The sequence below is a fragment of the Bacteroidota bacterium genome, assembly GCA_039821555.1.
In the GTDB taxonomy this organism is placed as follows: domain Bacteria; phylum Bacteroidota; class Rhodothermia; order Rhodothermales; family Rubricoccaceae; genus JBCBEX01.
Genome location: JBCBNX010000024.1, coordinates 1 through 13,936, shown reverse-complemented (window position 1 = coordinate 13,936; position 13,936 = coordinate 1). Strand labels below are relative to the sequence as shown.

Annotated in this window: 4 protein-coding genes; all 4 read left to right on the top strand. The window is 67.0% G+C overall.

From position 1 onward, the window contains the following. Positions 1 to 19 precede the first annotated feature (19 nt). On the top strand, positions 20 to 3,352 hold the full coding sequence (locus AAFU51_17110) for a condensation domain-containing protein (protein ID MEO1572974.1): 3,333 nt from the start codon (positions 20 to 22) through the stop codon (positions 3,350 to 3,352). Positions 3,353 to 3,403: 51 nt separating this feature from the next. Continuing rightward, positions 3,404 to 7,882, top strand: a complete 4,479-nt coding sequence (locus AAFU51_17105; protein MEO1572973.1) for a condensation domain-containing protein — start codon at positions 3,404 to 3,406, stop codon at positions 7,880 to 7,882. Between the two features lie 33 nt (positions 7,883 to 7,915). Beyond that, positions 7,916 to 12,307 carry an amino acid adenylation domain-containing protein gene (locus tag AAFU51_17100; protein MEO1572972.1) on the top strand — a complete coding sequence of 1,464 codons (4,392 nt, stop codon included), beginning with the start codon at positions 7,916 to 7,918 and terminating at the stop codon, positions 12,305 to 12,307. Between the two features lie 10 nt (positions 12,308 to 12,317). Then, on the top strand, positions 12,318 to 13,936 hold a 1,619-nt coding region (locus AAFU51_17095), incomplete at its 3' end, for a condensation domain-containing protein (protein MEO1572971.1).

Genomic DNA, 13,936 nt, shown 5'->3' with positions numbered 1-13,936 from the left:
AAGAAAACACCGGTCCGCTGTGAAAAACGTAGAAGAAGTCTACCCACTATCGCCCATGCAGGAGGGGATGCTCTACCACTCCCTCCGGGCTCCTCAGGAAGGGCTGTATGTGGACCAGTATGCCGTTCGCTTACGCGGCGCGCTGGATGCCGCTGCCTTCGCGGAGGCCTGGCGCCGCACGGTCGAACGGCATTCGACCTTTCGGACCGCCTTTGTGTGGGAGGGCCTCTCGAAACCCGTGCAGGTGGTTCGGCGCCAAGTTGACCTCCCCTGGGATGAACTCGACTGGAGAGACGAAGCCGCGCCCACCGAGCGGTTGAACGCGCTGGCCCGGACCCAGCGCAGCGCAGGCCTCGAACTCGCGCGGGCCCCGGTGATGCAGTTCACCCTGGCCCACATCGGCGAGGACGACGCGCTGTTCTTGTGGTCCTACCACCACCTGTTGCTCGATGGGTGGAGCGTGGGGACGCTCCAGGAGGTGTTTGCGCAATACCAGGCCCTCCGCGACGGGCGAACGCTTGCGCTGCCGCCAGCACCGCGCTACAGCGCGTACATCGCCTGGCTGAAGGAGCAAGATCATGAGAAGGCCGAGGGCTATTGGCGGGGTGCGTTGGAAGGCTGGCAGCACCCGACGCCGCTGCCTCGGTCCAGGGCGGTGCCTCGCCGCGGTGGACCTGCGACGCATGTGCTGCCCCTCGTGCTTCCCGCGGACCAGACCGCTGCCGTGCAGGAGGCAGCACGGACAAGCCGCCTCACCGTCAATACGCTGTTGCAGGGGGCCCTCGCGCTCACGCTCGGGCACTACGCCGGCGTGGACGAGGTCACGTACGGCAGCGTCACGTCGGGTCGGCCGCCGACGCTGGAAGGGGCCGACCGCACGCTCGGCTTGTTCATCAACACCCTGCCTACCCGGATCCAGCTGCAGCGCGACCGCAGTCTCGCAGAATGGCTCCAGGCGATCCAATCGGACCAAGTCGAGGCGCGCCAGTACGCGTATGTCCCGTTGTACAAGATGCAGCGGTGGGCCCAGTGCCCCCCCGACCGTCAGCTGTTCGACGTGCTGCTGGACGTGCTGAACTTTGCGGGCGAGTCGTCGGCGCCGGCCGACGGGATCGGGCTGGAGATGGAGACGGTGCACCTCAACGAGGCAGCCAGGCTCCCGCTGACGTTGACGTCGATGCCGGGCGAAGAGCTGCGCATCGATCTGAAAGGACGCAGCGACCGGCTGGATGAAGCCGCGCTGCGCCGCGTGTCCGATACGCTGGGTGCTACGCTGCGCGCGTTTGGCAACGGGCTGAACGTCGCGTTGGGGAGCATAAAGATGGAGCCAGCTCCATCGAGCGCCAGCGTGTCGGTGAACGAGAGCCAGCCGGCGGCGCTCCGCGACCTTGAGCGCGCCCACGGACGCATTGCGAGGCACGCGCGACAGACGCCCGACGCGACCGCTCTCGTGTCTGGAACGAGCACGCTGACCTACGGCGCGCTCGAAGAGCGGGCAACGCAGCTCGCGGGCCGGCTCCGTGCGACGGGCGTCGGTCCAGAGGATCGCGTCGTGGTGCACGCCGACGAGGGCGTGGAAGCTTGTGTGGCCATCTATGCAGCCCTCAAAGCCGAAGCGGCTGTCGTCCCCGTTGGGCTGGACGTCCCGACCGCAAGGCTGGCCGCAATCGTCGAGGACGCGGGTGCGGTTGCCATGCTCGTAGCCCCTTCAGCGATGGGGTCGGTCGCTACAGTCGAGCAGGCCGTGTCCATCCCAGTGGTGTCGACGGCCGCACACTCCGTGTCGGAAGCAACGGTGTCGGAAGCAGGGGTGTCGGAAGCAGGAGCGCCTGAGCCGGATGAGCAGAACGGGCCGACCGCAAGCGGAGCCACGTTGGCGTACGTCGCCTATGTCTCGCGTCCCCGTGGCGGGCCTGCGGGCGTGATGGTCTCGCACCGGAGCCTCTGCTCCAGCCTCGATGCGATGACGGAAAGCGCACCGCTGACGTTGCGAGACCGCGTGCTCCAAGCGGCCCCGTTAACCTCCGATGCGGTTCTGCTTGAGGTGCTCTGGGCCCTCACGTCAGGCGCTCAGGTCGTGACGTCCGGGCAGCAAGCGCCAGCCGTGGCCGAGGCCATTCTGCGGCAGCGGGTGACCGTCGCCAGGCTCGCTCCGTCCGTTCTTGAGAAGGTTCTCCGCATCCAAGAGGCGGCGTCCGCGACTGGAGGACAGCACGCGCTGACAGCCGTGTGCTCTGCCGAAGAGGAGCTAACCACCGTGCAGGCGCGCGCGCTCGCGAAGGCCATGCCTGGGGTCCACCTCCACAACCACTACGGCACCGCTGAGACGGCGATGTGCGCGACGGCTACCGAACTCCATCCCGAGCAGGACGTGGTTTCCTTGGGGCAGCCGCTAGCTGGAACGCTCGTCCACGTCCTTGACCGGCGCGGCGCGCCCATTGCCGTGTGTGTCCCGGGAGAGCTACACGTGGGCGGCGGGGGCGTCGCGCGTGGCTACCTCGGGCGGCCTGCCGAGACGGCCGCCTCGTTCCTCCCGGACCCGTCAAGTCGGGGCGGGCGGCTGTTCAGAACGGGCGACCATGTTTGCCGGATGGAAGACGGGTCCTTGCAGTTCTTAGGACGCCGCGACCGGCGTGTGAAGCTGGGTGCCGTGCGTGTGGAGCTGGACGAGGTCGAAGCCGTGATGCGTGCCGTCGATGGGGTCGGCGAGGCGGTGGCCTTCGTCGAGGGCGGGAGCGAGCGACACCTAGCGGTGGTGGCCGAGATAGACGGCTCCGAACCTAAATCGCAGGACCTAGCCGAGGCGGCTGCCCGGTGGCTGCCCGCACCGATGCGTCCGCGGTCGTACGACCGCGTCGACCAGCTTCCCAGGGACGTACACGGACGAGTGGACCATGCGAGGGCGGAGCGTGAACGCAGGACTCGTCCCAAGGCGGAGACGAACGCCGCCCCGAATCAGGCGCCCCAGACGCGCATCGAGCAAACCGTGGCAGGCATCTGGCGGTCCGTTCTCCAACTCGACGAGATCGGACTGCACGACAACTTTTTCGATCTGGGAGGCCACTCGCTCACGGCCGTGGCCGTCTTCGGCAAGCTCAAAGAGGAGCTCGGCGTCGAGCTGCAACTCGTCCACCTGTTCGAGCACCCAACCGTGTCTGCGCTGGCGAAGCACCTCGCCGCTGCTGCGGGGCCACCGGCAGCAGGACCGTCCGCTGCGGGACCATCGACGGCAGGACCGTCCGCCGCGGGACCATCCGCTACGCCTAATCCTGCGACAGGGGCTGCCAGCGCGAGCCGCCGCCAGGGCCGTCGCCGACTTCTTGACCAACGCGCGCGTCGCGGAGAGGCCTAGGGCGACGAGGTCGAACACCCGTGCATCCATCCATTCGAACAGAAGGCTTTCATGGAACCGACAGGACTTGAGGTTGCGATCGTGGGCATGCAGGTTCGGATGCCGCACGCGCCGAACCTAGACGCCTTCTGGCAACTCCTCGTCGAGGGGGACGAGGCGTTTACCACGTTCACGGAGGCCGAGATGGCCGCCGACGGCCTGGACGAGGTGCTCTTCACCAATCCGGCGTACGTGCCCGTGCGCGGCGCGCTCGAACCGGACGACTATGAGCGGTTCGACGCGGGGTTCTTCGGGATGAGCCGCCGCGAGGCCGAGCTCATCGACCCGCAGCAGCGGATCATGCTCGAATGTGCGTGGCACGCGCTGGAGGCAGCGTCGTGCGACCCCACGCGCTACGCGGGCAGCATTGGGGTCTACGCCAGCGCAAACCGCAGCAGCTACGTCTGGAGCCAAATCGCGTCGCGGCCAGACATCGTCGCTCAGGTCGGCCAGTTCCAGATCGGGCTCTGCAATCAGTCGGACTACCTGCCCACGCGGATCTCGTACAAGCTCAACCTCAAGGGGCCGAGCATCAACGTGCAGACGGCCTGTTCGAGTTCGTTGGTGGCGGTGCACATGGCATGCCAGGGTCTCCTTGCTGGCGAGTGCGACGTGGCCCTCGCCGGAGGTGTGGGCGTGGCCTTTCCCCATCATGCCGGCCACCTCTACGAAGCGGGCAGCATCCTGTCGCCCGACGGACACTGCCGCGTGTTCGACCAGCAGGCAGCCGGAACGATGGGGGGGTGTGGCGCAGGCATCGTCGCCCTGAAGCGTCTTGACGACGCGCAACGCGACGGCAACGTGATCCACGCCGTCATCAAGGGCTCCGCGGTCAACAACGATGGGGCCCTCAAGGCTGGCTTCACTACGCCCAGCATCGACGGGCAGGTGAAGGTGATCCAGACGGCCCAGCAGGTCGCAGAAGTTGCGCCTGGGACGGTGTCGCTGCTCGAAGCGCACGGGACCGGCACCGTCATCGGAGACCCCATTGAGGTGGCCGCCCTGACGCGGGCCTTCCGGGAGGGCACCGACGCCCGGGAATACTGCGCCCTCGGGGCGGTGAAGGCTAACATCGGCCACCTCGGCTCGGCTGCCGGCATCGCGGGACTGATCAAGACCGTGCTCGCCCTCGAACACGCAACCATTCCGCCGCACCCGACCTTCTCGGCCCCCAATCCTGCGCTGAACCTTGCTGAGAGTCCCTTCTACGTCCCCGTCGAGGCGAGGCCCTGGGACCCTGAGGGCGGGCTCCGTCGCGCGGGCGTGAGTTCGTTCGGCCTGGGTGGCACGAATGCGCACGTCGTGCTGGAGCAGGCCCCGGCCCGCGCAGCAGTCACCCCAGCCTCGCGTCCTGACGTGGTGCTCCGCCTGTCCGCAACCACGGGCGCGGCCCTGAACGCCCAGGCCGAACAGCTTGCTGCCGCCTGCGACACGGACACGCTCGCGCTGCCCGACATCGCCTACACCCTCGCGACGGGGCGGCAGTCGTTCGCCCACCGAGGCGTTGTGACTGTGCCTGCCGCGTCGACGGGCCACGACGTGGCTACGGCGCTCAGGACGGGACTGAGAACAGCGGTCTATGACGGCGCGGCAGCCCACGTGACGTTCCTGTGCCCTGGGCAGGGGTCGCAATACGCGGGCATGTCGAGCGCGGCCTACGAGGCTGAGCCCATCTACCGTCACCATCTGGACGAGGCTGCAGCGGTGCTACAGGCCTTGATGGGCGAGGACCTCCGCAAACTCCTGCTGCGTCCATCGCTCCGTGACCACGATGCCCGGGCCGACACGGGCCGTCGTCTCCACCAGACGGCCTACTTGCAGCCGATCCTGTTTGCCACGCAATACGCGATGGGGCAGTGGTGGAAGGCCCACGGGGTACACCCGCACGCGTTCATCGGGCACAGCGTCGGCGAGTTTGCCGCGGCGTGTCTCAGCGGCGTCTTTTCACTGGAGTCGGCGCTCAAACTCGTGGCGCTGCGTGGGCAGCTCATGCAGGCGCTGCCCTCCGGGGCGATGATCTCTGTGCTTCTGGAGGAGGCCGACGTACTGCCGATGCTCCCGCGCAGCGTTTCGGTGGCGGCTATCAACGGGCCCGGCCGCTGCGTCATCAGCGGCGAGCATGAGAGCATGGATGCCTTGGCACGGCAGTTCGACCAGGACGGCATCGACTACCGGCGTCTGAACACATCGCATGCGTTCCACTCTCCCATGATGGACCCCATGTTGGACGAGTTCGAACGCGCGGTGGCGAGCGTGGAGATGCGGCCGCCTGAGGTTCCGTTCGTGTCCTGCGTAACGGGTACCTGGATCACCGCCAGCGAGGCGACCTCGCCAGCCTATTGGGCGCGGCATGCGCGGGCTCCGGTCCGGTTCATGGACGGCGTGTCGACGCTCCTCGCGCACACACCGACCACCCTGGTCGAGATCGGGCCGGGGCGGACGCTGACCTCGCTTGCAGCCAAGCACCCGAACGGGGACGCCGTGCGGGCAGCCGTGAACTCGGCCTACAAGGACGCCGACTCGGCCGACGCCTCGTCAGCGCTGCTGGAGGCGGCGGGCGGGCTCTGGCAGGTCGGTGTGGATCTGTCGTGGGAGACGTACTACGCCGAGGAATCAAGGCGGTACGAGCCCGTACCGCAGTATCCCTTCCAGCGGAAGCGCTATTGGATCGAGCGCGACGCCGACAAAGCGGCAGCGGCGGCTGAAGAGCAGGCTGAGCACGAGGACACGACGGATGCCGACGCCCCGGTCACGGAGGTGCAGCGCGGTGTGGCGGAGATTTGGACCCAACTGCTCGGCGCCCGCCGGATCAGGCTGCACGACAGATTCCTGGAACTGGGCGGGGACTCACTCGTCGCGACGCGGGTGCTCGCCCGGCTCACCGAGCGGTTTGGGGTGCGTGTGCCGATGGCGGCGCTCATCGGCGAGGCGACGGTGGCCTCAATCGCGTCGGAGTTGGAGGCGCTGATGGCAGAGGAGGCGCCCGCCGTGACGGCCGTGGTCGAGCGCATGCCTGAGAGGCAGGTCGGGCCCCTTTCCTTCGCGCAGCAGCGCCTGTGGGCCATCGACCAGTTCAACCCGGGCGATCCAGCCTACATCATGCAAGTGGTGGTCGCGCTCGTGGGCCCGCTGGAGCGCACGGCGCTGGCGGCGGCGCTGTCCGAGGTGACGCGGAGGCATGCCACCCTGCGGACCACCTTCCACACCTCCCAGGATGGCGAACCCGAGCAGCGTATTGCAGCGCCGACACCGTTTGCGCTCCCGCTCGTCGACCTCACCGGGGTGCCAGGCCACGTTCGCGAACGCGTAGTCCAGCGACTCGCGTCGGAGGATGCTCGGCGCCCCTTCGCGTTGTCTCGCGGGCCGCTGATCCGCGCGCAGCTCTGCAAAACCGAGATCGATTCGCCGTCGGGGACGGAGCGCCACGTGCTCTCGCTGTGCATGCACCACATCATCTCGGACGGGTGGTCGATACGCATCATGATGGCCGAGATGCAGTCGCTCTACGACGCCTTCCTGCGTGGGGCCCCGTCTCCGTTGCCTCCGCTGTCGGTTCAATACGTGGATACGGCGGCGTCACAGCGGCAGCGGTTCCGCCAAGGCGAACTTGACGACCTCGTCGGCGAGTGGCAGGCCGAGCTAGCTGGAGCCTCGTTCACCGAGACAATCCCCGTCGACCACGAGCGTCGCCAGGATTCCTCCGGGTCGGGTGCGTCCGTTTCCATCGACGTGCCCCCCGAGTTGGTCTCCAGGCTTCGGGCGCGCGCCCAGGAGGTAGGAGGGACGCTGTTCATGGTGCTCGCGACCGCGGTGCATGTGCTGGTCCACAGCTACACGCGCAGCACGGACATCGTGATTGGGACGGACAGCGCCGGACGCAACAGCGTCGAGGAAGAGGAGCTGATTGGCTTCTTCATCAACCAACTGGCGCTCCGACTCAGCCTGGACGGTAATCCGACGCTGCGCGCACTCCTGGACCGAGCTCGCGTGGGGGCGCTGAGTGCCTTTGCGAAGCGTGAGGCTCCGTTCGACCGCGTGGTGGCGGCCGTCGCCCCCCAGCGTGATCCACGGTTTGCTCCGCTGTTTCAAGTCAAGCTCACGCTGCAGAACACCCCCGTGGTCGCTCCGGCCACCACCCAGGACACCGCGTCGCCGGGCCTCGTCATCGAGTCGATCCCGGTCGAGAAGCAGGCCAGCCGCCACGACCTGTTTTTCAACGTGCACGAGTCGGCAGCAGGGCTCGTGGGCGACCTGGAGTACGCAGCGGGTCTGTATCGCAAGCAGACGATTCTGGACCTGGTTCAGGATTGGAAGACCGTGATGGAGGCGCTGGCTGCCGACGTCGAGGCGCCGCTGGATTCCGTGGTGGCGACGGTCCGAGAGGCGGCGGCGCGGCGAAGCCAGGCTCGCGCGCGGAAGCAGGCAACGGTGGATTCCAGCTTGTTGTCCAGGGCGCGCCGCCGGAGTGTCTCCACCACAGGGGCCGTCTGATAGGCCGACAACCATCCAACATGTAGGTGCACCATGACCGCCACCCATCCGGCCTTCGAGACCTCTCCGCTACAGCGGCAGGTGTGGGCCCGTGCTCCGCGGGGGGCGGTCGTCACGGAAGCGGTGGTGCGAGGCTGCTCCGATCCGGAGCGCGTCCTCGATGCCCTGCGCCTCCTGTGCGGCGAGCATGAGATCCTGCGAACGGTTGTCAGCCAGGGCCCTGGGGGTGAGGTCGTCCAGGTCGTGTACCTGGCCGACGAGAGCGCACGCGGCGAAATCGCAGTGGACTACCAGGACGTGCGGGACGCGGCCCCCGAGGCGCAAGCAGCGAGCTTCCGGGCGACTCGCCAGGCGCTAGCCCAGTCTCCGGCTGAGCCCGGTCCGACCCTGCGCGGCGTGCTGTTCCACATCGACGAGGACGAGCTTCGGTTGATGCTTGCCCTCCCGGCTACCTGTGCCGACGTGCCTACGGTGCATCTCGTGCTCCGTGGTGTTGCCGAACACTGTGGGGAGGGCTACACGTCCTCGACGCCGCTCCAATACGCAGATGTCGCCGCGTGGCAGAACGACGGGCTTGCGAACGCCCGCGAAGAGCGTCCCCCAACTCAAGACCCTGCCCCGCATCCATTGGCGGCGTCCGGGAACGGTCAGCCACGGTGGTGCTGGACCAAGCTACCCGGGCTCGACGCGTCCGCCGTGCAGGCGGTGGCAGATCGAGAGGGTGTATCGCCACACCTGGTCATGCTGGCGGCGTACCAGGTCGTGCTGGAGCGCCGTGGTATCGCGCCCTCGGCCATCGGGTATCACCTGGACGGTCGGGATGTGGAGGGGCTCGCGGAATCCGCGGGGCGCCTCGCGCACTGGGTGTCGATCGCACCGGCCTCGAACGCCGAGCACTCATTTGGTGAGGTACTGCGCAGCACGAGAAGCCACGTGGATGCGCACCGGGAGCGTCCCTGGACGGACCGGCTCATCCAGCAGGAGCAGAGAGCGGCGGAGTCGTATGCCTTCGCCACGACGCAGGCCCTGTGGAGCAGTGGAGAGGCCCGCGTCGAACTGGTCGGCGTGCATGACTCCAGCGGCGGTGCTAGGTTCACGCTCTACGTGACGGAGGCCGAGGGGACGCTCGGGGCACTCGTTGCCTACGACGCAGCGCAGATCGGCGATCAGGACGCGTCGGACCTCGCCCACAGCATTGTCGCGTGTCTGGACGAGGCCGTGCAGAACCCGACGACGCCCGTTACACACTGGACGGTGCTGGGCGCGCCCGAGCGCGCGCGCGTCACCTCGAAATGGAACGCAACCGAGCACGCGTTCCCAGATAGCCGGCTGCTGCCGGAGCGCATCTGGAGCCGCGCGCAAGCCACCCCGGACGCCGTCGCCGTCACCTACGACGGGCATGTGCTCAACTACGGTCAGCTTGCCGCCAGAGCGTCGCAGATCGCGCGGGAACTGCGCAGTCACGGCGTCGGCCGCGATGTACGCGTGGGCGTATGCCTGGAGCGCTCCCTTGACTTGGTTGCAAGTCTGGTAGGCATCTGGTGGGCCGGCGGGGCCTACGTGCCCATCGACCCGGCCCTGCCGCGTACCCGTCGCCGCCTCATGGTGGAGGACGCGGCTCCTGAGGTGCTGATCACTACGGCGGCCTTGGCCCCTGACCAGCCCGCGCAGTCGGCACACGTGCTCATCGTCGACGAACTGGAGCCTGAAGTCGGGCAGGCGCTGAGCGAGCCCGCACTAATCGCAGATACCCTGCCCAGTCAGGCAGCCTATGTGATCTTTACCTCGGGCTCCACCGGCCGCCCCAAAGGGGTGGTGTGCACGCACGCCGGAATCTGCAACCGCCTGGATTGGATGCAGGCGGCGCTGCCGTTGACCGAAGACGACATCGTGCTTCAGAAGACCCCGTTCGGCTTCGATGTCTCGGTCTGGGAGTTTTTCTGGCCGCTCTTCGTGGGCGTGCCCATGGTCGTGGCGCGTCCGGGAGGCCACGAGGATCCGGCGTATCTGGCGGCTCTGATCGAGCAGGCGCAGGTCACGACGATGCACTTCGTGCCCTCCATGCTCTCGCTCTTCCTCGAAGAGGTGGAAGAAGGCCGATGCTCGTCTCTGCGCCAGGTCGTCGCGAGTGGAGAGGCGCTTGCCCCTGCCCATGTGCGGCAGTTCTACGAGCGCTTGCCGTCGGCCACCCTGCACAACCTCTATGGCCCCACCGAAGCATCCGTCGATGTGACGTGGTGGATGTGCCACGGCGATGAGGACACCGTGCCGATCGGGCGCCCGGTGTCGAACACCAGCACCTACGTGGTAGACGAGCGTGGGCGGCTCGTGCCGAGCGGCGCGGAGGGCGAGCTGATGCTCGGGGGCGTCCAACTGGCGCGCGGTTACGAAGGCCGACCCCGACTGACCGCGTCGCGGTTCATACCGGATGCATTCGGCGGCAAGCCGGGTGGGCGTCTCTACCGCACCGGCGACCGCGCACGCTGGCGGACAGACGGAGCCTTGGAGTTCATGGGCCGGCTCGACTTCCAGGTAAAACTCAACGGGCAGCGGGTGGAGCTCGCCGAGATCGAGGCCGTCCTGGTCGAGCACCCTGGTGTTCAGGCGGCGGCCGTTGTTGTGCGGGAAGGCCCAAGCGGAGCGCTCGGGCTCGTTGCCTACGCCGTGCCCACGGCCGGGCAGCCCCTGCCGTCTACGGAGACGCTGCGCGGGTTTCTGGCAGGGTACCTGCCCAACCACATGGTTCCGCCATTCATTGTGGCACTGGAGGCGATGCCGCTGACGCCCAACGGCAAGCTCAACCGAAACGCCCTCCCAGATCCCGAGGTCGGCGCGGCCTACGTGGCTCCAGCCTCGGACGCGGAGCAGAAGCTCGTCGAGATCTGGGAGCTGCTGCTCAAACGCCAGCCCATCGGCGTGGACGACAACTTCTTCGAGCTGGGCGGCGACTCGATCATCGGGATTCAGTTCGTCGCGCGAGCGCGGGCGGTCGGGCTAGAGCTCGCCCCGCGCGAACTGTTTGAGCACCAGACCATCGCCGAACTTGCGTCCGTGGCCCGGCTGGCCGGACCCCAACTGGATTCACTCCGCGAAGTGTCCGGACCGTTCCCCCTGACACCCATCCAGCGCTGGTTCTTTGACTACGACTTCGCCGAGCCGCACCACTGGAACCAGGTCGTGCTGCTGACCCTCGCTGCGGGCATCGATATGCGTGCCCTCGGCCACGCCGTCGATGGTCTCTATCGTCGGCACGACGCGCTGCGGTTGCGGTTCAGCCCAGCCCCAGACGCGCCCGGGGAATGGCAGCAGCAGGTAGCAGCCGAGACGGGGCCGACGCTGACGATGCTCGACCTCTCCGCCGTGCCCCCTGCGCTCCGATCTGGTGCGTTGGAACAGGCTGCTGAGCAGACGCAGGGCAGTTTGCACATCACAGAGGGTCCGGTGTGCCGCGTCGTCTACGCGCATTACGGAGCGGCCACGCCTGGCCGCCTCCTCCTCGTTGCTCACCACTTGGTGGTAGACGGCGTGTCCTGGACGGCCCTGTTGGAGGACCTGCATCTCCTCTACGAGGCGGCACGGAACGGCGAGCAGGCCTCCTTGCCGCCTGTGCTGCCCTTCAGCGCGTGGGTGAACGTGGCACAGCAGGAGCAGGACGCAGCCCTGCAGCCAGCGCACCCCTGGCCGGAACTCGGCGAGGCCGGGACCGAGGGGACGGGCGCTACCATCACGCGCGAACTGTCCGAGGAGACCACGCAGTTGCTGCTGGAGCGCATCCCGCGCCTCGCCCGGCGCCCGCTCGACGAGGTCCTCATCGCCGCGCTTGCGACAACGCTCCGTCCGACCCTGCGCCAGGGTCCGCTGGATATCGATGTCGAACGCCATGGACGGGATTCAGACATCGGCGCTGATCTGACGCGTACGGTAGGGTGGTTCACGGCCCTCCAAACGGTGCGCCTTGATACGAGTCGTGCAACATCCCTCGGGTCAGCGCTGGGTGCGTTGGAATTGCTAGACGAGAGGCGATCCGGAGCACCGATTCTATTCAACTATCTGGGGGTGATCGACAGGGTTGGCGTCGAATCCACTTTTTTTGGTGGGGCGACAGAGTCGATGGGACGTGTGCGGAATTTGGCCAACAAGCGGACGCATCCGCACATTTTTGATGTGATGGTCGTGGGGGGCAAGCTTGTGGTGCAATGGAGGTTCAATAGGGATATACAGGGAGAAGACTATGTGTCTGTAATGGTAAACGATTATATCAATGAGTTGAGACGTGTAGCTCATGAGGCTACGTTCGAAGATATATCTGATATAAATGAAAAGAACCCTTGGTATAAAGTCTCTACTTCACTAGAATCAGAAGGACAAGAAGACGATTGGGCTGATTTGCTCGACGTATTAAATGCACCTCTAGACCATGACTGAGGGCTAGGATATGGAACATGTCGTACAGCCAAGAATCGACGATGTGTACGCGTTGTCTCCTATGCAAAAGGGGATGTTGTTCCATACGATATATGCTCCGGGAGCGGGCGAGCATATCAATCAGCTGCAGTGGCGCTTCGTAGGCAACCTCGATGTCGACGCGTTTAAGGGGGCATGGGCGGCGATCGTAGCGCAGCACGATATTCTTCGGACGGCGTTTGTGTGGGAGGGGCAAGAGGATCCCCGGCAGGCCGTGCTCGCCTCCGTCGACATCCGCTGGGTGGAGCAGGACTGGCGAGCGCTCGACGAAGCCGAGCAGCAGCGTCGCCTCGGTTTGTTCGTGGAGGCAGATCGCAAGAAGGGATTCAACCTGGCCCGTCCGCCGCTCATGCGGTTTCTGCTCATCCGCACGGCTGAAGACGAGTACCTCTTCCACTGGAGCCACCACCACATCCTCGTGGATGGGTGGAGCGTCGCCGCCCTGTTTGGCGAGGTCCACAACGCGTACAAAGCGCTGCGGTCGGGACAGCGGCCGCAGCGAACCCGCGCGACGCCGTACAGGACCTACATCGAGTGGTTAGAGGAGCAGGACCACGAAGCGGGCGCCGCGTTCTGGCGCCAGGAACTGGCCGGGGATGTAAAGCCGACATCGCTCGGGCTGCAGGCCGGCACGGTGCAGCGGGGCATGTCCAACGACGGGCCGCCCAGCCGAGTCCGGGTCAGCCTCTCCCCAGAGAGCACCGCACAGCTCCGCGAGGCAGCCAGGTCGATGCGCGTCACGCTGAACACGATGGTCCAGGGGGCATGGGCGCTGCTGCTGTCGCGGTACAGCGGAGAACAGGACGTCCTGTTCGGAGCGGTGGCCTCGGGTCGCTCTCCAGAAGTCAAGGGGGTCGAATCCATGATCGGCCTCTTCATCAACACGCTGCCGGTGAGAGTGGCCGTCGACGAGGACGAGCGCGTGGGTACGTGGCTGCAAGCGCTTCAAGCGCACCAGGCCAAGACGCGTCGGTACGATTTCTTCCCGCTCTACGAGATGCAGCGGGACAGTGGGCTCTCGCACGAGAGCACGCTCTTCGAGAGCATCCTCGTCTTCGAGAACTACCCCGTCCAGGAACTCGAGGCGATGTCCGACGAATCTGCATTGCAGATCGGCGACGTCCACCTCCAGGAACAGACGAACTACCCGATTACGGTCGAGGTCACGGGGGCAGAGTCGCTGACGTGCTCGGCGCTCTTTAGCGCCCAGCGCTTTGCCGAATCAGAGGTGGAGCGCGTGCTGGAGCACCTAGGCTTGCTGCTCAAAGGGATGGCCGCGTCGCCGGAGGCGCGGTTGAGCGAGCTCGCCCTGCTCACCTCCACCCAGCGCCTCGCCCTGCTCGAACGCGCCGCCGGGCCCCCGCTCCCCGACCGCCCCTTCCTGCCTCTCCACCGCGCCCTCGCCGCCCAGGCCCGCCGCACCCCCGAGCGCGTCGCCCTCGTCGCCGCCGACACCCACCTCACCTACGCCGCGCTCGCCGCCCGCGCCCGCCGCCTCGCCCGCGCGCTCGCCGCGCGCGGGGTGGGGCCCGAGAGCCGCGTGGGGGTGCTGCTGCCGCGCCGCGGCGACCTGGTGCCGACGCTCGTGGG

Bases quoted from the DNA above. Each gene is read 5' to 3' on its own strand.
- AAFU51_17105 (MEO1572973.1), top strand. From the start codon at position 3,404: ATGGAACCGACAGGACTTGAGGTTGCGATCGTGGGCATGCAGGTTCGG.
- AAFU51_17100 (MEO1572972.1), top strand. From the start codon at position 7,916: ATGACCGCCACCCATCCGGCCTTCGAGACCTCTCCGCTACAGCGGCAG.